The following is an 18,266-nucleotide window of genomic DNA, read 5'->3' as shown; positions in this document are numbered from 1 at the left end:
GCCTGACCCTCCCGAGGCGCGCCCTCAACCGACCTTGGAGGGAAACCTATCCATGCTCCACAGACGAACCCCCCGGCACGCCCCCACCAGGCTGGACACCCGCAATGTCCGGCTGGCGGCGAGCGCCGCCATCGCCGCCGTGGCGCTGTCCGTGTTCGCCCTGGCCAGGACCGAACGCGGGATGGCGCTCCTGGGCCGTGGGGTGGCCTTCCTCGAGTTGTACGCGGGCGTGTTCGCGCTCATGCTGTTCACCGCGACCGTCGGGCTGGGCCTGCTCACCACCGAGCGGGTCTTCCTCTCCCCGGCCAACCGGGTGCGGGCTCAGCTCGCGCACCGGGCCACCGCCGTCATCGGCCTCGGCTACCTGGTGACGCACGTGGTCCTCATGATGACGCTGAGCCACGTGCCGGTCACCGCCGTCCTGCTGCCGACCGCAGGGCTCTGGGTGGCGCTCGGCGCGGTCTCGTTCAACCTCCTCGTCATGGTGCTCGTGACGGGTGTCGTCCGCGGCCGGTTCGCGGTCAGCGGGCGGCCGTGGATGTGGCGGCTGCTGCACGGCGGGGCCTACCTCGCCTGGCCGGTCGCGGTGCTGCACGGGCTGACCGCGGGCCGGCCCGCCGCCGGCTGGGTGGTCTGGTCGTACGCGGCGTGCCTCGCCGCGGTCGGCGCGGCCCTGCTGGTGCGGGTGCTGGCCACGCTGCTCAGGCCCGTCACCCTGCCGGAGTCCGTGGCGGGCCCGGCGGTCTCGGCCGAGCCGCTCGTACGCCCCGAAGAGATCAACGCGCCGGTGAGCCTCGCCGCCGCCCGGCGCAGGTACCGGGAGGCAGGATGACCCCCCGCTGGACGACACCCCGGAGCGACGCCCAGGAGGCCATGTGATCCCGCACCGAGTGCCCGAGGTGATCCGGCTGGGGCCGGCGCGGCTGACCGCCGGGCTGGAGCACACCCGGCGCCTGGACCTGCCCGCCCACCGCACCGTGCACGGCGAACCCGTCCCCCGTGACGTGGAGTCCCTCGTCTCCATGGCGAACGAGGTGGACATGCGCGGCAGGGGCGGGGCGGCGTTCCCGTTCGGCCGCAAGCTGCGCGCGGTCGCCGAGGCGGCCGGGTCGCGCGAGAGCGTCGTGCTGGTCAACGGAGCCGAGGGCGAGCCGGCCAGTTCCAAGGACGCCATGCTGCTCACCCGCGCCCCGCACCTGGTGCTCGACGGCGCGGTGCTGGCGGCCGAGGCGCTGAACGCCCGCGAGGTGGTCGTCGCGACCGCCACCGGCGAGGTGGCCGAGGCGTCGATCACCGCCGCCGTGAACGAGCGCCGGGCCGCGAAGGTCGCGGGCGCCGCCGAGAGCCACATCCCGATCCGCGTGGTCGGGCTGCAGGAGCGGTTCATCTCCGGCGAGGGGGGCGCGCTCGTGAACGCCGTGAACGGGCTGGAGGGCATCCCGCCCGGCCGCAAGCGCAGGGCCGCGCAGAGCGGGGTGGACGGGCTGCCCACGCTGCTGTCCAACACCGAGACCTACGCGCAGCTCGCCCTGCTGGCCGAGCTCGGGCCGGAGGCGTACGCCGAGGTGGGCACCAGCCGGGAGCCCGGCACGGTGCTGCTGACCATGGGCGGCAGCGCCTGCCGCAACGCCGTCGTGGAGGTGCCGACCGGCACCCTGCTGGCCGACGTGCTCGACGTGTGCGACGCCGATCCGGGCGACGGCGTGCTGGTGGGCGGCTACCACGGCGCCTGGCTGAGCCCGGAGGCGGCCGTCAACGCGGTGATCTCGCGGGCGGGCATGAAGGCCGCGGGGGCCGACCTCGGCGCCGGGATCGTCGTGCCGCTCGGCGAGACGACCTGCCCGCTCGGCGAGGCCGCCCGGATCACCGCCTACCTGGCCTCGCAGTCGACGGGCCAGTGCGGGCCGTGCCGGCTGGGCCTGCCCGAGGTGGCCAGGCAGCTCATCGAGCTGACCGAGGGCAGCGGCTCCACCGACGCGGTCCGCCGGGCCGTGCGCACCGTCGAGCGGCGGGGAGCCTGTTTCCACCCGGACGGCACGGCCAGGTTCGTGCTGTCGGCGCTGGACACGTTCGAGAGCGAGATCGCGGTCCACCGCGACTACGGCTCGTGCGGCCGGCCGGTGCGCGGCGTGCTGCCGCTGCCCGAACCGGAGGTGGAGCCCGACTACCGCCTCGACGTCGACTGGAGCCGCTGCCAGGGGCACGGGCTGTGCGCGCACCTGCTGCCGGAGTTCGTGGAGCTGGACGGGTTCGGGTTCCCGTCGTTCCGGACCGTGCCCGGCTGGATGGTGAAGGAGGCGCGCCGGGCGGTGGACATGTGCCCGGCGCTGGCGCTGCGCCTGGCGGAGACCACGCCGGTGACGGTCAGGTCGGGATGAGCCGCTCGGCCCGTCCGAAGTGCGTCCGGGCGGGCCGAGCACCCGAACCAGACATACTGGGACAGCGTCTCTCCCATGTGCCCGTACCGATCATCGGAGGCCCCATGGACCGTCGCGACTTCCTCCGCGCCGCCGCGGTGACGCCGCTGCTCGGGCACGCCCGAGCCGGGCGGGAGCACGGTGCGGCGCCCGACTGGGCGGGGCTGCGCCGCCGGCTCGCCGGGACGCTCGTCCTGCCCGGCGACTCCCGGTACGGCGCGGCCCGGCGCCTGTTCAACCCGGTCTACGACGCGGTGCGGCCCAGCGGCGTCGCCTACTGCGCCGGCGCGGCCGACGTGTCCCGCTGCCTGGCGTTCGTCCGCGAGCACCGGCTGCCGGTCACCGCCCGCTCCGGCGGCCACTCCTACGGGGGCTGGTCCACCGGCACGGGGCTGGTCGTGGACGTCTCCCGGATGGACGCCGTCCGCCACCGCGACGGCCGCGCCACGATCGGCGCGGGCGCGAAGCTGATCGACGTGTACGCGAAGCTGGCCCGGCACGGGGTGAGCATCCCGGCGGGCACCTGCCCGACGGTCGGGCTGAGCGGCCTCGCGCTCGGCGGCGGGATCGGCGTGATGTCCCGCCTGTACGGCCTGACCTGCGACGCGATGGAGTCGATCGACATCGTCACGGCGGACGGCCACCTGCTCACCTGTGACGAGCGGCGCCACCCCGACCTGTTCTGGGCCTGCCGGGGCGGTGGCGGCGGCAACTTCGGCGTCGCCGTGTCGTTCACCTTCCGCACCCATCCGGCCCGGGACCTCCACGTGTTCTTCCTGAGCTGGCCGTGGTCCAGGGCGGCCGCGGCCGTACGGGCCTGGCAGGCGTGGGCGCCGGGCGCGCCCGACGAGCTGTGGTCCTCGCTCACCCTCGCGCGCGGCGCGGGCGGGCCGGAGGTGCGGCTGTCCGGCGTCCACCGGGGCGGCCGGGCGGAGCTGGACCGGCTGCTCGGCCCGCTCGTGGCGCGGGCGGGCCGCCCGTCGTCCCGCTCGGTCACCCGCACCTCGCACCTGGAGGCCATGAAGGTGATGGGCGGCTGCTCGTCGCTGTCGGTGGCCCAGTGCCATCCGGCCCCGCACGGGCGGCTGGGCCGGGCGGTCTACGTGGCCAAGTCGCACCTGGCCTACCGGCCGCTGCCGCCCGACGGCGTGCGGGCGCTGGTGGCCGGGGTGGCGCGGCCCGGCGGGCACATGGTGATGCTGGACGCGCTCGGCGGCGCGGTGGCACGGGTCCGGCCGGACGCGACGGCCTTCCCGCACCGGGCGGCGCTGTTCAGCGTGCAGTACAACGCCGACGGCCGGGACCGCACGTGGCTGCGCCGGGTCCACGCCGATCTGGCCCCGCACCTCGGCGACCACGCCTACGTCAACTACGCCGACCCGGACCTGACGGACTGGCGCACGGCCTACTACGGCGCCAACGCGGCCCGGCTCACGCGGGTCAAGGCCGTCTACGACCCGGCCCGCGTCTTCCGGCTGCCCCAGGGCCTGTGACTCCGACGCCCTCAGGCGCCGGTGGGCAGCACCCGTCCGGCGTCGTCCCCTGCCCGCTCGCCGGCGCGAGGGCCGGCGGGGTCGGGGCTCCCCTCCGCGAGGTGGGCCGGGCGCGGTGACCAGGCGGCGGCGTCGGGCGGCGGCGGGCACGCCTCGCGGCGGTAGCGGCCGGGCGGCATGCCGTACTCGCGTTTGAAGGCGTTGGCGAACGCGAACTCCGAGCCGTAGCCGACCCGGGCTGCGATCTCGCCCAGCGAGTGGCCGGACCGGCGCAGGAGGCGGGCGGCGGTGGCCAGGCGCCACCAGGTGAGGTAGGCCAGCGGCGGCTGCCCGACCAGGGCGGTGAAGCGGCGCGAGAAGGCGGCCCGGGACAGGCCCGCGCGGGCGCCGAGCTCCTGGACGGTCCAGGGACGGGCGGGGTCGCGGTGCATGGCGTCGAGGGCGGCGCTGACCGAGGGGTCGCCCAGCGCCGCGGCCCATCCGCCCCCCTGGCAGTGCTCGCGTTCCGCCGCGAACCAGGCCCGCAGGATGTACACGAGCAGCGTGTCGAGAAGGGAGCCGACGACCGTGTCGGCGCCCAGCCGGGGAGCGGTGATCTCGGCGGCCAGCAGGTCGACGGCCGCGCGCAGCTCGGGGTGGTGGCCGAGCCGGGCGGGCAGGTGGATCATCTCGGGCAGGTCGCGCAGCACGGGGTGGGCCCGGCCGGCGTCGAGCCGGTAGCCGCCGCAGAGCGTCACCGTCGTCACGCCCGGCCCGTCGATGGACGCCGAGGCGAACAGCGAGCCCTCCTCCGCCGGGTCGCACGCGGCCTCCGCCACGGGCGTCGCCGGCCCGTCGGCCAGGGCGTAGCCGTGCCCGTGGGGGAAGAACACCACGTCACCGACGTAGAGCTGCACCGGGTCGCCCACGGGCGGGAGCAGCCACGCGCCGCCCTGCAGGATCACCTGGAAGCCCGCCGATCCGGGCACCGCGGGGAAGCGCTGCCCCCACGGCGCGCGCCACTCGACCCGGGCGGACCGAGGCCGGCCGGTGCGCACGATGGCCATCACGTCGCTCAACACGTCCACGCGGTCAGTCTACGTTCAGTCGGCGTCGAGAGACGCTGGCGTAGAAAAACCAGACTCTGCCGCATTGGTTGTCTCCATGGCCGCTCCTAGTGTGGTCGAGGCGAAAGGAGAGCCGATGAGCGCGGTTCTGGTGACCGGGGCGACCGGCCGTGTCGGGCGTCACGTGGTCGCGCAACTGGAGGAGGCCGGGGCGGAGGCCAGACCCCTGACCCGGCAACCTCACCCGTCCGGATTCGTGGGTGACGTACGGGAGCCCACGTCGTTGCTTCCGGCGCTTCGCGGCGTCGAGGGCGTGTTCCTGGTCTGGCCGTTCACCACCGCGGAGGGCGCGCGCGAGCTGCTGGAGGTGATCGCCGGACAGGCTCGCCGGATCGTGTACCTGTCCTCGGCCGCCGTCCGCGACCACGAGCGCGAGGTCGAGTCGATGGTCGAGAAGTCGGGCCTGGAGTGGACCGTGCTGCGCCCGCACGCCTTCGCCGCCAATGCCCTGCAGTGGGCCGACCAGGTACGGGCGGGCGTGGTCCGCGAGCCGTACGGGCAGGCGGCCATGTCGCCGGTGGACGAGCGGGACATCGCGGCGGTGGCGGTGCGCGCGCTCACCGGCGGGGCGCACCACGGCGCGACCTACCTGCTCACCGGGCCCGAGTCGCTCACCCGGGAACGGCAGGCGCGGATCATCGGCGAGGCGCTCGGCCGGCCGGTGCGCTGGGAGGAGGCGCCTGCCGGCGAGGCACGGGAGCGCATGGTCGCCTCCGGCCTGCCGCCCGAGGTCGCGGACGGCATCCTGGAGGCTCAGGCCGCACTGGCGCGGACGCCCGGTCCCACGACGACCACCGTCGAAGCGGTCACCGGCCGACCGGCCCGCACCTTCCACGCCTGGGCGGCGGACCACGCGCCCGCCTTCCGGCCCGCGACGATGCGGGCCGCCCGGATCCACGCGTACGGCGACGCGTCCGTGATCAGCTACGACGAGATACCCCGCCCGTCCCCCGGACCGGGCGAGGTGCTCGTCGAGGTGGCGGCCACCTCGTTCAACCCCTCGGAGGTGGGCCTGCGGCTCGGACTGCTCGACGGCGTCCTCCCCGTGACCCTGCCGCACACGCTCGGCTGGGACGTGGCCGGCACGGTCGCCGAGGTGGGGGCCGGCGTGACGGCGCTACGGCCGGGCGACCGGGTGATCGGCCTGGTGGACGGGGCGGCCGCCGACTACGCGGTGGCGCCCGCGAGCATGCTGGCCCGGGCGCCGGAGACGATCCCGCTCGCCGACGCCGCCGCCATTCCCGTCGCCGGGCTCACCGCCTGGCAGGCGGTCTTCGAGCACGCCCGCATCGCGCCCGGCACGCGCGTCCTGGTCAACGGCGCGGGCGGCGGAGTCGGCATGTTCGCGGTGCAACTGGCCAAGCGCGCCGGCGCCACCGTGGTCGCCACGGCGAGCCCGCGCAGCGCGGCGGCGGTCCGCCGTCACGGCGCCGACGAGGTGGTCGACTACACCACGAACGAGCTGCCCGGCGGCATGGACGTGGTGCTCAACCTCGCGGCCGTCGCCCCGGAGGCGGCGCGACGGCTTGCCGGGCTGGTCCGGCCCGGCGGCCGGATCGTCACCGTGGCGACGCCGGTCGACTCGCCGCTCGCCACCCACTTCGTCGCCCGCAACGACCCCACCCAGCTGGGCGAGCTGGCGTCGCTCGTCGACTCGGGGGCGCTCAGCGTCGAGATCGCCGAGTCGCACCCGCTGACCAGCCTGCACGACCTCCACCGCAGAGCGGAGTCCGGCCGGACCCGCGGCAAGATCACCGTCATTCCGAGGAGCACTTCATGATCAGGATCGGCATCGTCGTCGGCAGCACCCGTCCGGGACGCAACGGGGAGGACGTGGCCCGCTGGGTGCACGACCTGGCGGTCAAGCGCGGCGACGCTGAGTACGAGGTGATCGACCTGCGGGACTTCGACCTGCCCCACCTGGACGAGGCGATGCCCGCGGCCATGGGCGTGTACGAGCACCCGCACACGCGGGCCTGGGCCGCCAAGGTGGCCGCGTTCGACGGCTTCGTGTTCGTGACCCCGGAGTACAACAGCTCCATTCCGGGCGTACTGAAGTCCGGGCTCGACTTCCTCCACGCGGAGTGGGCCGACAAGGCCGCGGGCCTGGTCAGCTACGGCGTGGACGGCGGCGTGCGGGCGGCCGAGCACCTGCGGCAGGTTCTCGGCCGGCTCAAGGTCGCCGACGTGTCGGGCCAGGTGTCGCTGTCGCTGTTCGCCGACTTCGAGGACATGGCCGTCTTCCGGCCCGCCACCCACCACGAGGACAAGCTCGCCGCGATGCTGGACCAGGTCACCTCGTGGTCCGCCGCGCTGCGCCCGCTCAGGGCCGCCTGAGCGGGCGAAGCCGCCTGACGTCAGGGCCTGAAGTGGGCCAGCACCTCGGGGTTGGCCATGGCGTCGGGGTTGGCCGCCTGCTCGACGGGGGTGCCGAGCAGGATCTTGCGGACCGGCACCTCCAGCTTCTTGCCCGACAGCGTGCGGGGGATGCCCGGCACGACGCGGATCTCGTCGGGGACGTGCCGGGGTGACAGCTCCGCGCGCAGCGCCTTGCACAGGGCGTCGGTCAGCTCGCCGGTCAGCTCGGCGCCCTCGGCGAGCGACACGTACAGCAGCAGCCGCCCCTCCTGCCCGAGCCGGCCGGTGTCGATCACCAGGCTGTCGGCGATCTCGTCGAAGCGCTCGACGACCCGGTAGAACTCGCTGGTGCCCATGCGGACGCCGCCCCGGTTCAGCGTCGAGTCGGAGCGGCCGTAGATGACGCAGCTCCCGTCCGCCTCGATCTTGATCCAGTCGCCGTGGCGCCACACGCCGGGGTAGACGTCGAAGTAGCTCTCGCGGTAGCGCTCGCCGTCCGGGTCGTTCCAGAACATGACCGGCATCGACGGCATCGGCCGGGTGAGCACCAGCTCGCCCACCTCGCCCGTGACCGGCCTGCCCTCCGGGTCGTACGCCTCCACCTTCGCGCCGAGCGACCGGCACGGGATGATCCCCGCACGGATGGGGTGGAGCGGCGTCGCGCCGACGAAACCCGTGCACACGTCGGTGCCGCCGGAGAACGAGCCGACAGGCACGCCGGGCAGCGCCTCGGCCACCCAGGCGAACCCCTCGGGCGGCAGCGGCGAGCCGGTGCTGCCGACGCCGCGCAACCCGTCGAGCCCTTCGGGGCGCAGGCCCGCCTTGAGCGAGGCCATGATGTACGGCGCGCCCACCCCGAAGTACGTCACCCGCTCCGAGGCGGCGACGCGCCAGAGCACGGCGGGCGAGGGGTGGGTGGCCGAGCCGTCGTAGAGCACGGGCACCGCCCCCACCAGCAGGGCGCCGGCGAGGTAGTTCCACATCATCCAGCCGGTGGTGGTGTACCAGAAGAACACATCGCCTTCGCCGAGGTCCTGGTGGAAGGAGAGCGACTTCAGGTGCTCCAGCACGATGCCGCCGTGCCCGTGCACGATCGGCTTGGGCAGCCCCGTCGTGCCGCTGGAGTAGAGGATCCACAGCGGGTGGCCGAACGGCACCCGCTCGAACTCCAGCGGCCCGCTCTCGGCGCACAGGCCCTCCCAGCCGATCACCTCGCCGTGCGGCGTCTGCCCGGTGCTGCCCGGCGCCGGGTCGGCCTGCTGCGGGGGAAGCCCCTCGGCGGCCGCGGTCAGGTAGGGGATCCACACGGTGGCGCGCAGCGAGGGCAGGGCGGCGGCGATCTCGTTCACGGCGGCCGAGCGGTCGTAGGCCTTGCCGTTGTAGCGGTAACCGTCGACGGCGATGAGCACCTTGGGCTCGATCTGCGTGAACCTGTCCACGATGCTGGCCACCCCGAAGTCGGGCGAGCCGGCCGACCAGATCGCGCCGAGCGAGGCGGTGGCCAGGAAGGCGATCAGCGCCTGCGGGATGTTCGGCAGGTAGGCGGCCACCCGGTCGCCGCGCCGCACGCCCAGCCGGACCAGCCCGGCCCGCACCCGGGCCACCTCCTCGCGCAGCTCGGCGCGGGACAGCTCCTGGCGGGCGCCGTCCTCGGAGACGAACACCAGGGCGGGGCCGTCGGCGTCATGGCGCAGGGCGTTCTCGGCGTAGTTCAGCAGAGATCCGGCGAACCACTCGGCGCCCGGCATCGCCCCGGACAGGACGGGCCCGTCGCCACGCTCGCCGATCACCCCGAAGTGGTCCCAGATCGACGCCCAGAACTCCTCCGGGTGGTCGACCGACCACCGCCACACCTCCTCGTAGCCCGCGCCGGACCGGCCGAGCCCTTGCAGGTAGCGGGTCAGTCTCGCGCTCGCGACCGTCTCCTCGGCCGGCTCCCACAGAAGTGCGCCTTCAGCAACCATGTGCCCCATCCTGTCGCCCGGTGGATCGCGTGTCCTACAGGACTACCCCACACAACTCCTTACCTTCTCAGGTGGTCCACCGCCATACGCGCGGCCGTGCCGATCACCGCGTCGGCGCGCGGCTGGTTCACCGCGGGACTGAACGAGCGGGTGAAGACGGCCACCGCGTACCTGCCGCCGTCGGGGTACTCGACGACGCCGACCTCGGCGCGCAGCGTCGGCAGCGTGCCGGTCTTGCCGCTGACGTCCACGTCGTCGTACGGGAAGCCGGAGGCCAGCCGGTGCGGCCACACCTGCTTGTTGAGCACGGCGCGCATCCAGGCGCACGAGGCCGGGGAGGCGGCCTCGTCCCGCCAGATCAGCGAGAGCAGCGCGGCCATCTCGCGCGGGGTGCTGCGGTTGGTGTGCCACGGGTCCAGCACGCGCAGCGCGGCGAGCTCCTCCGGGTCGAGGTAGGGCCAGGCGTGCCCGGTGTCCTCGGCCATGCTCCGGTAGAAGTCCGCGATGCTCTGCTGGACGTGGGTGACCCGCAGCCCGAACGTGGTCAGCATGGCGTTGACCGCGTCGAGGCCGACCCTGTGCAGCAGCACGTCGGCCGCGGTGTTGTCGCTCACCGCGATCATGAGGTAGGCCAGGTCGCGCAGCGACATGGTGACGTCGTCCAGCATCGCCGAGACGCCGGTCGGCCCGAACACCCGCTCGGCGGCGCGCACGGTCACCCGCTCCCCCGGGTCGAGCAGGCCGGCGTCGGCCTGCCGGCAGAAGGCCACCATCAGCGGCACCTTGAACACCGACGCGGTCGGCATCGGCTCGTCGGAGCCGTGCCCGAGCTCCTTGCCGGAGTCGATGTCGAGGGCGTGCAGGTAGCCGGTGACACCCGCGGCGCGGAACACCGCGGCGAAGTCGGGGGCGCTCATGCCAGCACCCCTGGCCGGCGGCTGACCCGCCGCGCCGTCCCGGCCGGGCCGCCGGCGCCTTCGTCCACCATCCAGGCGCGCTCCTTCAAGATCCGTACGGCCAGCTCCGCGAAGGCCGCCACCTCGGCCGTTCCGGTCCGCCAGGCCGTGGAGACCCGGCCCGTGATCGGCGAGCCTAGCAGCGGGCGCCAGGCCAGCCCCGGCTGCTCCTGCCGGGGGCCGAAGGCGACCGCCGCCCCGGCGAGCACCAGGCCCAGCCCGGCGCCTTCGTGCACCTGAGGCGGGACGTACCCGTGCCGGCGGCACTCGGCCAGCACCTCGGCGTGCAGTCCGGGCTCGCCCTCGCGGGGCGGCATCAGCAGCTCGCGGCCGGCCAGGTCCGCCAGGTGCACCTCCGCGGCGTCGGCCAGCGGGTCGTCCTCGGCCAGCAGCACGCCGTGCCGCCGGGCGAGCACCTGGCCGAGGTGGAGGCCGGGCGCGGTGACGGGGTGGCGCACGATGCCGACGTCGATGGCGCCCTCGGCCAGGGCGGTCACCTGGTCGGCCGTCCAGGTCTCGGCCGGGGCGAGCCGCACCTCGGGGTGGTCCTCGCGGAACCCGGCGATGAGGGCGGCGATCACGGCCGCGCCGAGGTCGGGCGGCACGCCCACCCGCAGCACGGTGCCCGCCCCGCCGCGGGCCAGCTCGTGCAGCCGCTCCACGCGGGCCACGATCTCGCGGGCCTCGCCGAGCAGCAGCCGGCCCGCCTCGGTCAGCCGGACCTGCCGGGCGGACCGGTCGAACAGCCGCACGCCGAGCTCCTCCTCCAGCCGCTTGATCCGCTGGCTCAGCGGCGGCTGGGCCATGCCGAGCCGGATAGCGGCGTTGCCGAAGTGGAGTTCCTCCGCCACCGCGACGAAGTAGCGAAGATGCCGGACGAGGTCCATGACCAGCAACTATAGCCAGATCCATATGTATATGCCGCATATATCACTATTGGACATCCCTCTTGCGGCTCTGGTGTCCTCTCCCCATGGCACCACAAAGGGGGACAACCTACGCAGGCCTCAGGGAGGCGAACCCGCCGCGGCGACGACGCCGGTGGCCGTGGGTGACCGCCGCCGTCCTCGTGCCGGTCCTCGCGGCCGGCGTGACGATCTGGGTCCTGCGCACGGACGGCACGCCCGAACGGACCGCCGAGGCGTACCTGCGGGCCTGGTCGGCGGAGGACTACCCGCGGATGCGCGAGCTGGTCGCCGACCCGCCCGCCGACTTCGAGCGGCTGCACCGGCGCTTCCGCGCGGACCTCAAGCTCAAGGGCGCCGCCTTCCGCCTTCGCGCGACCGACGTGGACGGCGGCCTGGCGAACTTCCGCGCGCAGCTGACCGGGCCCGCGACCTTCACGTACGACGGGCAGCTCGAACTGGTCGAGCACGAACGCGCCTGGAAGGTCGCCTGGGACCCGGCCACCATCCACCCGCTGATGGCCAAGGGCAGAAGGCTGCGCCTGGTCACCTCGAAGGGCCCCACGGCGCCGGTGCTGGCGGCCGACGGCCGCCGCATCGACACGCCCGGCACGCCCGGCTCCGTCCAGCAACTCGTCGAAGGGCTCCGGCAGACCTACCCCGACCGGATCGGCACCGGCGAGCAGCACCGCGTCGACCTCTACGACGACGACCAGCGCGTCCGGACCGTCGTCGAGGCGGAGCAGCACAAGCCGCTGCGCACCACCGTGGACCTCAAGGTCCACCAGGCCGGCGCCGACGCCCTGGAGACCGCGAGCAAGCCCGCCTCCCTCGTGGCGCTGCGGCCGTCGACCGGTGAGATCCTCGCCGTGGTCAACAAGCCGGGCGGGTTCAACCGGGCGCTGCTCGGCAAGTATCCGCCTGGCTCCACGTTCAAGGTGGTCACCGCCGCCGCCCTGGTCGCCGGCGGGCTGTCCCCGGAGAGGACGGTGAGCTGCCCGGCCGAGCAGAACATCGGCGGCTTCCCGTTCCACAACGCCGGTTTCAAGGACTTCGGCACGCTGTCGTTCCGCGACGCCTTCGCCCACTCCTGCAACACCACGTTCGGCGCGATGAGCGTGAGCGGGCTCGGCGGGAGCCGGCTGGCCGAGGTGGCGGCGAGCTTCGGCTTCGGCGCGCCGGTGACGCCCGGTGTGCCCGCCGTGAAGGCCGACTTCCCGGCGCCGAAGGACGACACCGACCTCGCCTCCGCCTCCATCGGCCAGGGCAGGGTGCTGGCCAGCCCGCTCAACATGGCCTCGGTCGCCGCCGCCATCGCCGACGGCGCCTGGCGGCCGCCCCGGATCGTCGCCGCGGGCCTGCTGCCCGGCCGCGCGCCGCACCCGCGCCCGCTGGAGCCGAGAGTGGTGCGCGCCCTGCGCGACCTCATGCCCGCCGTCGTCACGGACGGCACCGCCCACGCCGTCCGCTTCCCCGACGGCACCGCCGGCAAGACCGGCACCGCGGAGTACGGCTCGGGCAAGGAGCCGCCGGCGCACTCGTGGTTCATCGGCTACCGCGGGGACCTGGCGTTCGCCGTCGTCGTGGAGGGCGGCGGGGCCGGATCGGCCGTCGCCGCCCCGATCGCCGCCCGCTTCCTGACGGCCCTGTCCTGACCGCCCTGTCCTAACCGTCCCGTCCTGTCCTGACCGTCCCGTCCCGCCCTGTCCTAACCGTCCCGTCCTGTCCTGACCGTCCCGTCCCGTCCTGTCCTGACCGTCCTGTCCTGACCGTCAGAAGCCCTGCGGAACGCGGTCCGGAGACGTCAGCGCCGCCACGGCCGCGACCACCTCGGCGGCGTCGGACAGGTCGGGCAGCACGATGTCGGCCCCCGCCTCCTGCAGCTCGGCCGCCGTGGAGCGGCCCGAGGCCACCGCGATCATCGCCGCGCCGCCGATCCGGGCGGCCTGCACGTCGCGCGTCGAGTCGCCGATGACGACCGTGTTGGCCGCCGTGAACGGCGTGCCCAGCCGCTCCTTGGCCCGCCCCTGGGCCACCTGGAGCAGCGTCGCCTTCGGGTAGACCTCCTCGCCGTAGCCGCCGAGGTCGAAATCGACGTAGGGGTCGAGCTTGAACGCCTTGAGCTTGAGCACGGCGTTGCCCCGGATCGTGCCGGTGAGCACCGACTGCACGACGCCGTCGAGCCTGGCCACGGCCTTGAGCGCGTCCTTGGCCCCGGGCATCGCCCGGCCGTCCTTGGCCAGCCTCTTGCGGCGGTCGGCGAAGGCCACGGCCAGCGCCGACAGGAAGCGCGGCAGGTGGTCGTCCTCGGCGACGACGCCGTTGACGGCGAGCGTCTCGAAGACGATCTCGGAGTCGGGCCGGCCGAGCGCCGGCGCGAGCTTGACCAGCGGGCGGCCGGTCACGACGCGGAACGCCTCGGCGTAGGCGTCTCGGGTGACGATGGCGACGTCGACCAGGGTCAGGTCGATGTTCCAGAGCACTAAGCGGTTGATGGCGGCCTCCTGGGGGAACCTCGCAAGACTACGGCCAACGCCCCGCCCACCGCTCCCGCCGGGCGATCCCGGCATGGTACGGGCGTCGCGGGGCGCGTCAGGCGTGCCCCAGCGCGTCGGCGAGGGTGTCGACGACCGGCAGGCCGGTGGCCTCCAGGTCGGCCCGGCTCGTCATGCCGCCCGTGTAGAGCACCGCGCGGGCGCCCACGTGCTGGGCCGCGAGCCCGTCGTCCACGCTGTCGCCGATCACCAGCACGTCGCGCGGCTCCACGCCGAGCCGCTCGATGTGCTCGGCCATGTGCCCGGCCTTCTCGCCGCCGGTGCCCCCCAGGAGACCGTCGATCCGGGTGAAGTGCCCGTGGATGCCGAACGACTCGACGATCGGGACCAGATGGGAGTGCGGGGCCATCGAGCACAGCGACTGGCTGCCCGTCCAGGAGGTCAGCGTGTGCTCGGCGTCGGCGGCCAGGCGGCAGGCCGCGACCAGCCGGAAGTAGTGGTCGTGGAAGCCGGTGTCGAGCAGCTCCCACTCGCCCTCGGCCAGCGGCCGGCCCAGCATCCGCTCGTAGGCCAGCCAGATCGGGCGCGTGTAGACGGCGCGGAAGCCGTCGGCGGTGATCGGCGGCAGCTCGTAGGCGCTGAACAGCTCGTTGGTTGCGCCCACCACCGCGTCGATGTCGTGGAACAGCGTGCCGTTCCAGTCCCAGATGATGTGCTTGGTCATGTCTCTTCCACCCTAGCCATCACGCCCGACATTTCCGGCGACCTCTCAGGCCAGCAGGTCGGGGATCTCCTGCGTGGCGTACCACATGAGCTCGTGCGCCTCGGCGCCGTCCACGGTGAAGCGGGCGTCGTCGTCGCCCTTGTCGGCCGCGGGCAGCGCGTCGATCGCGGCGGCGACGTCAGGGACGGCGTCGGCGTCGTCCACGTGCACCGCGGCCACCTTGGCCAGCGGGATGGGCCGCGTGACGCGCACCCTGCCCCGGTCGGCGAGGTCGGTGCCGGCCGACAGGGCGGAGTCGGGCACCTCCGCGGCGATCACCACGCGGCGCGGCGCCGCACCGCCGCCGCTCTCGGCCAGCAGCCGCAGGGAGGCGCGGGCGGCCTCGGTCAGGGCGACGTACTCGAGCTCCTCGGTGTCGCCCGAGGCGTACCACTCGATCAGCGCCGGTGTGACCGCGTATCCGGTCAGCGGAGCCGGCCCCAGCTCGCCGGCCTCGACCACCCGGGCCAGGGCGGGCAGCGTGCACGGCAGGTAGACGCGCATCAGGAACCTTTCAACGGCGTCGTGCGGGGCACCATCATGCCCGGCGCAGCGGAAGTCGGAGGAGTGTCTCGAGCTGGGCGAGGGTCGTGTCGGGGTCACGGTGGTGGATGCCCGCGATGCCGAGCCCGCGCGCGGCCACGATGTTGGCCTCGATGTCGTCCACGAACACGCACGCCTCCCCGGGCAGCCCCACCAGCCCGAGAGCGTGCTGGAAGATGCGCGGCTCCGGCTTGCGCATGCCCACCTCGCCGGAGATCACCACCGCGTCGAAGACCTCGTCCCAGTCGTCGCGCGGGTAGGTGTTGGCCCACGAGTTGGACAGCAGGCACGTCCTGACCCCGTTGGCCCGGGCCGTGCGGAGCATGTCGTACATGACGTCCACCCGGTCGAAGCCGGCGAACATCCGCTCCAGCAGGCCCTCGGCCTCCGGCGGCACCCCGTCGAGGGTCAGCAGCCGGGCGGCGAGGTCGCGTTCGAAGGCGGCCCCGTCGAGCTCCCCTCGTTCGAGGGCGTGCACGACCGTCTCCCGGTCTCCGCCGTAGGCCTGGCTGACCAGCTCGGACATGACCTCGCGGTAGTGGTCGTGGTCGATCCGGTCGGCCTCGATCCACCGCGCGATGGAATCGGACATGCTGGTCGTCAGCACCCCGCCCCAGTCGATCAGAACGCCTGTGACCACACCGCCTCCTCGGATCGCGATCCGGCTCCAGGGTAAAGCGTCGCACGAGCGCCGTGCCGGGCCGCCGCCGCCCCGGGCGCCGCTCACCCGCCAGGGGCGCCGGCGGATCGGCGCGCCCTAGCGTCCGCCGCGGGCCACCCTGGCGGCCAGCCTGCGGTGCTCGGCCGAGCGCAGCACGCCGGCCGCCTTCGCCGCCGACGCCGCGGGCGCCCCGCGCAGGATGCCGCGGTTCTGCTTGAGCGTCAGCAGCCGGGTGACCGACTCGTCGAGCCGCTGCCCGGAGATCCGGCCGGACCTCGCCGCCGCCAGCACCGCGTTGTACGCCTTCGGGAAGTCGTTCGGCATGAGCAGCAGGTCGGCGCCGGCCAGGACGGCCCGCACCGCCACCTCCCCGTCGTTGTACTTCTTGCGCACGCCCTCCATGTTGAGCGCGTCGGTCGAGATGACGCCCTTGAAGCCGAGCTTGCCCCGCAGCAGGCCGGTCAGGATCGGCTTGGACAGCGTCGCCGGGTCGCCCGACGGGTCGAGCCGGGGGAAGACGATGTGGGCGCTCATCACCGCGTCGACGCCCGAGGCGATCGCGGCCCTGAACGGCGGGGCGTCGAGCCGCTCCCACTGGGACCGGGTGTGCTTGATCACCGGCAGCCCGGTGTGGCTGTCGACGTCGGTGTCGCCGTGGCCGGGGAAGTGCTTGGCGGTGGCCGCCACGTCCGCGTCGGCGAAGCCCTTGACGGCGGCCGAGACCATCCGCGACACGTGCGCGGGGTCGTCGCCGAAGGCGCGCCTGCCGATGACGGGGTTGTTCGGGTTGACGTTCACGTCGGCGACGGGCGCGAAGTCGAGGTTGACGCCGAGCGCGCGCAGCTCCTCGCCGGTGGCCCTGGCGACCGCCCGCGACAGCGCCGTGCTCTTCGTCGCGCCGACCTGCGCGGCTCCGGGGAACGGCGTCATCAGCGCGCCCATCCGGGAGACGAGGCCGTTCTCCTGGTCGGTGCCGATGAGCAGGGGCACCTCGGGGGACGCCTTCTGCAGGCCGTTGGTCAGGCCGACCACCTGGCCGATGCTCTTGACGTTGGCGGGGAACAGGATGACGCCGCCCAGGTGGTACTTGGCGACCACCTTGGCGGGGGTCTGTGCCCCGTACCTGGCCTGGTTCTCGCCCGAGACGGTCGAGGCCGCCGTGCCGTACACGACCGGCATGAACAGCTGGCCGACCTTCTCCTCCAGGCTCATGCCGGCCAGCACGCGCCGCACGTCGCCGGGCCGCGCCGACACCCGTCCCTGCGCCGCCCCGTCACCCGGGCCGGGCCCGGCCGTCTCCCCCGCCGGCCGTGCGGGGGTCGCGCCGGCGGTCCCGGTGGCCGCGCTCCGCGCGCCGTCCGACGACCGCTCCGCCGCGCGGGACGCGCCCGCCGCCTCGCCGCCGCCACCGCACGCCGCCAGAGTCACGACCAGAGCGCCTGCCATGCCGATCCGTCCACGCATGCATCCCACCGTATCCAGCCGCCACGGTGCCCGGACCCGGCTTGACGTCTTCCGGACCCGGCCGGTCAGGCGGCGGCCGGTCAGGCGGCCCCTACCACCGGCGGGCCGCCGTCACGGCGATCCGGCGATGCCGGCCAGCTCGTCGAGCACCGCGTCGGCGCCCTCGCCCTCGGCCTTGATCACGATGGTCTCGTCCTGCTTCACGTCCAGCGCCAGGATCTGCAGGATGCTCTTGCCGTTGATGGGGGTGCCGTCTCCCGAGGCCCGCGCCACGGTGATGTCCATCGGCGCCTTGGCCGCGGCCTTGACGAACGTCGCGGCCGGGCGGGCGTGCAGGCCAACCTCCGCGACCACGGTGACCCTGCGTTCGGGCATGTAGTCCTCCTCTACCGGTCCGGACCAGCCGGACCCTGCTCACAACCAACGGAACAACCGGTCCCCTGCCCGGACTCTTCCCGCCGCCACACACCGTACCGAGGCGGCGGGCGCGTCGAGGGCGACGACAGGGCAGACCGGTGACCGGCCACCGGCCTCGACCAGGCTGGGATCCCAGGCGACGACGGGCTGGCCCGCGCGCACCCGGTCGCCCTCAGCGGCGAGGAGCCGGAACCCCTCGCCCCTGAGCTGGACCGTGTCGATGCCGAGGCGCACCAGCACGCCCTTGCCGTCGTCTCCCACGATGACGTACGCGTGCGGATGCAGTTTCATGATTTTTCCAGCAATGGGAGCGACAGCCTCACCCGGCCCCCGGCACGGGTCGATCGCCGTACCGGGGCCCACCATGCCCGCGGAGAAGACCGGATCGGGGACGGCCGCCAGCCCCACAGCCGCCCCCCCGACCGGGGCGAGGACAGTCGTCATGGTCTCGCTCTCTAGCCGATGACATCCTCGATGTCGCCGGCGATCGTGTCGGCCTCCGGCCCCACGACGACCTGCACCACGTTGCCCGCCACCATCACCCCGTGGACGCCCGCCGCCCGCAGGGCCGCCCGGTCCACCTTGGAGGCGTCACGCACCTCCGTGCGCAGCCGGGTGATGCAGGGCTCGATGTCGATGATGTTGCCGGCACCGCCCAGCCCGGCGATGATCGCGTCCGCCTCCGCCGCCATGGCGTCTCCTCCTCGCTCTCCGGACGGCCGGC

The 18,266-nt window shown here is 74.1% G+C and carries 18 protein-coding genes; 6 read left to right on the top strand and 12 right to left on the bottom strand.

Annotated features, from left to right (window positions below; all coding sequences use genetic code 11):
* Positions 1 to 52 precede the first annotated feature (52 nt).
* The 3 genes from CXR44_RS06125 to CXR44_RS06115 all read left to right on the top strand — a co-directional run bounded on the left by CXR44_RS06125 (position 53) and on the right by CXR44_RS06115 (position 3,910).
* Positions 53 to 832, top strand: a complete 780-nt coding sequence (locus CXR44_RS06125) for a ferric reductase-like transmembrane domain-containing protein (protein WP_101783885.1) — start codon at positions 53 to 55, stop codon at positions 830 to 832.
* A gap of 43 nt (positions 833 to 875) precedes the next feature.
* Entirely contained in the window at positions 876 to 2,378 is a 1,503-nt protein-coding gene (locus CXR44_RS06120) for an NADH-quinone oxidoreductase subunit NuoF family protein (protein ID WP_245898882.1), read from the top strand.
* A gap of 104 nt (positions 2,379 to 2,482) precedes the next feature.
* On the top strand, positions 2,483 to 3,910 hold the full coding sequence (locus tag CXR44_RS06115; protein WP_101783884.1) for an FAD-binding oxidoreductase: 1,428 nt from the start codon (positions 2,483 to 2,485) through the stop codon (positions 3,908 to 3,910).
* An 11-nt stretch (positions 3,911 to 3,921) separates the two neighbouring features.
* On the opposite strand, the gene CXR44_RS06110 is transcribed toward CXR44_RS06115, so the two are convergent.
* Positions 3,922 to 4,977, bottom strand: a complete 1,056-nt coding sequence (locus tag CXR44_RS06110) for an AraC family transcriptional regulator (RefSeq protein ID WP_101783883.1) — start codon at positions 4,975 to 4,977, stop codon at positions 3,922 to 3,924.
* 115 nt (positions 4,978 to 5,092) lie between these two features.
* On the opposite strand from CXR44_RS06110, the gene CXR44_RS40655 reads away from it, so the two are divergent.
* Together CXR44_RS40655 and CXR44_RS06095 are read left to right on the top strand one after the other, a co-directional pair.
* Positions 5,093 to 6,796, top strand: coding sequence for a zinc-binding dehydrogenase (locus tag CXR44_RS40655; RefSeq protein WP_245898880.1), 1,704 nt, complete (start codon positions 5,093 to 5,095; stop codon positions 6,794 to 6,796).
* Positions 6,793 to 7,353, top strand: a complete 561-nt coding sequence (locus CXR44_RS06095) for an NADPH-dependent FMN reductase (RefSeq protein WP_101783882.1) — start codon at positions 6,793 to 6,795, stop codon at positions 7,351 to 7,353. Before CXR44_RS40655 ends, CXR44_RS06095 begins: the two co-directional genes overlap by 4 nt.
* 20 nt (positions 7,354 to 7,373) lie before the next feature.
* Here the strand turns inward: CXR44_RS06095 and CXR44_RS06090 are convergent, their stop codons facing one another.
* Genes CXR44_RS06090 through CXR44_RS06080 form a run of 3 tightly spaced genes read right to left on the bottom strand, consistent with a single transcriptional unit; the run spans position 7,374 to position 11,181 of the window.
* Positions 7,374 to 9,338: an acetoacetate--CoA ligase gene (locus CXR44_RS06090; protein WP_101783881.1), complete on the bottom strand. Its 1,965-nt coding sequence runs from the start codon at positions 9,336 to 9,338 to the stop codon at positions 7,374 to 7,376.
* A gap of 59 nt (positions 9,339 to 9,397) precedes the next feature.
* Positions 9,398 to 10,255, bottom strand: a complete 858-nt coding sequence (locus tag CXR44_RS06085) for a serine hydrolase (protein ID WP_101783880.1) — start codon at positions 10,253 to 10,255, stop codon at positions 9,398 to 9,400.
* The gene (locus CXR44_RS06080; protein ID WP_101784208.1) at positions 10,252 to 11,181 is read right to left on the bottom strand and encodes a LysR family transcriptional regulator; all 930 of its coding nucleotides are present in this window, start codon (positions 11,179 to 11,181) and stop codon (positions 10,252 to 10,254) included. Before CXR44_RS06080 ends, CXR44_RS06085 begins: the two co-directional genes overlap by 4 nt.
* Before the next feature lie 164 nt (positions 11,182 to 11,345).
* Between CXR44_RS06080 and CXR44_RS06075 the strand changes: the two genes are divergently transcribed.
* Complete coding sequence (locus CXR44_RS06075; RefSeq protein WP_245898879.1) at positions 11,346 to 12,854, top strand: penicillin-binding transpeptidase domain-containing protein; 1,509 nt, start codon at positions 11,346 to 11,348, stop codon at positions 12,852 to 12,854.
* Between the two features lie 117 nt (positions 12,855 to 12,971).
* Here the strand turns inward: CXR44_RS06075 and CXR44_RS06070 are convergent, their stop codons facing one another.
* The 8 genes from CXR44_RS06070 to CXR44_RS06035 form a co-directional block, all read right to left on the bottom strand.
* Positions 12,972 to 13,682: an HAD family hydrolase gene (locus CXR44_RS06070; protein ID WP_245898878.1), complete on the bottom strand. Its 711-nt coding sequence runs from the start codon at positions 13,680 to 13,682 to the stop codon at positions 12,972 to 12,974.
* A 109-nt stretch (positions 13,683 to 13,791) separates the two neighbouring features.
* Positions 13,792 to 14,418 (bottom strand): HAD family hydrolase, encoded by a 627-nt coding sequence (locus CXR44_RS06065; RefSeq protein WP_101783877.1) that lies wholly within the window; start codon positions 14,416 to 14,418, stop codon positions 13,792 to 13,794.
* 45 nt (positions 14,419 to 14,463) lie between these two features.
* On the bottom strand, positions 14,464 to 14,961 hold the full coding sequence (locus CXR44_RS06060; RefSeq protein WP_101783876.1) for a DUF6912 family protein: 498 nt from the start codon (positions 14,959 to 14,961) through the stop codon (positions 14,464 to 14,466).
* Positions 14,962 to 14,995: 34 nt separating this feature from the next.
* Positions 14,996 to 15,640: an HAD family hydrolase gene (locus CXR44_RS06055; protein ID WP_245898877.1), complete on the bottom strand. Its 645-nt coding sequence runs from the start codon at positions 15,638 to 15,640 to the stop codon at positions 14,996 to 14,998.
* A 117-nt stretch (positions 15,641 to 15,757) separates the two neighbouring features.
* On the bottom strand, positions 15,758 to 17,125 hold the full coding sequence (locus CXR44_RS06050) for a glycoside hydrolase family 3 protein (protein WP_101783875.1): 1,368 nt from the start codon (positions 17,123 to 17,125) through the stop codon (positions 15,758 to 15,760).
* 111 nt (positions 17,126 to 17,236) lie between these two features.
* On the bottom strand, positions 17,237 to 17,500 hold the full coding sequence (locus CXR44_RS06045) for an HPr family phosphocarrier protein (RefSeq protein WP_101783874.1): 264 nt from the start codon (positions 17,498 to 17,500) through the stop codon (positions 17,237 to 17,239).
* 39 nt (positions 17,501 to 17,539) lie between these two features.
* Entirely contained in the window at positions 17,540 to 17,986 is a 447-nt protein-coding gene (locus CXR44_RS06040; protein WP_101783873.1) for a PTS sugar transporter subunit IIA, read from the bottom strand.
* A gap of 11 nt (positions 17,987 to 17,997) precedes the next feature.
* Positions 17,998 to 18,234: a PTS sugar transporter subunit IIB gene (locus CXR44_RS06035; RefSeq protein WP_101783872.1), complete on the bottom strand. Its 237-nt coding sequence runs from the start codon at positions 18,232 to 18,234 to the stop codon at positions 17,998 to 18,000.
* Positions 18,235 to 18,266 lie beyond the last annotated feature (32 nt).

The organism is Nonomuraea indica (genome assembly GCF_002850745.1).
Classification (GTDB): domain Bacteria; phylum Actinomycetota; class Actinomycetes; order Streptosporangiales; family Streptosporangiaceae; genus Nonomuraea; species Nonomuraea indica.
The sequence above is the reverse complement of the archived record's forward strand: the minus strand, read 5'-3'. Positions and strand labels throughout refer to the sequence as shown.

What these genes read in the sequence shown, in the direction of transcription:
- CXR44_RS06125 (WP_101783885.1), top strand. Translation starts at nt 53, where the DNA reads ATGCTCCACAGACGAACCCCCCGGCACGCCCCCACCAGGCTGGACACC.
- CXR44_RS06115 (WP_101783884.1), top strand. Translation starts at nt 2,483, where the DNA reads ATGGACCGTCGCGACTTCCTCCGCGCCGCCGCGGTGACGCCGCTGCTC.
- CXR44_RS40655 (WP_245898880.1), top strand. Translation starts at nt 5,093, where the DNA reads ATGAGCGCGGTTCTGGTGACCGGGGCGACCGGCCGTGTCGGGCGTCAC.
- CXR44_RS06095 (WP_101783882.1), top strand. Translation starts at nt 6,793, where the DNA reads ATGATCAGGATCGGCATCGTCGTCGGCAGCACCCGTCCGGGACGCAAC.
- CXR44_RS06090 (WP_101783881.1), bottom strand. Translation starts at nt 9,338, where the DNA reads ATGGTTGCTGAAGGCGCACTTCTGTGGGAGCCGGCCGAGGAGACGGTC.
- CXR44_RS06085 (WP_101783880.1), bottom strand. Translation starts at nt 10,255, where the DNA reads ATGAGCGCCCCCGACTTCGCCGCGGTGTTCCGCGCCGCGGGTGTCACC.
- CXR44_RS06080 (WP_101784208.1), bottom strand. Translation starts at nt 11,181, where the DNA reads ATGGACCTCGTCCGGCATCTTCGCTACTTCGTCGCGGTGGCGGAGGAA.
- CXR44_RS06065 (WP_101783877.1), bottom strand. Translation starts at nt 14,418, where the DNA reads ATGACCAAGCACATCATCTGGGACTGGAACGGCACGCTGTTCCACGAC.
- CXR44_RS06060 (WP_101783876.1), bottom strand. Translation starts at nt 14,961, where the DNA reads ATGCGCGTCTACCTGCCGTGCACGCTGCCCGCCCTGGCCCGGGTGGTC.
- CXR44_RS06050 (WP_101783875.1), bottom strand. Translation starts at nt 17,125, where the DNA reads ATGCGTGGACGGATCGGCATGGCAGGCGCTCTGGTCGTGACTCTGGCG.
- CXR44_RS06045 (WP_101783874.1), bottom strand. Translation starts at nt 17,500, where the DNA reads ATGCCCGAACGCAGGGTCACCGTGGTCGCGGAGGTTGGCCTGCACGCC.
- CXR44_RS06040 (WP_101783873.1), bottom strand. Translation starts at nt 17,986, where the DNA reads ATGACGACTGTCCTCGCCCCGGTCGGGGGGGCGGCTGTGGGGCTGGCG.
- CXR44_RS06035 (WP_101783872.1), bottom strand. Translation starts at nt 18,234, where the DNA reads ATGGCGGCGGAGGCGGACGCGATCATCGCCGGGCTGGGCGGTGCCGGC.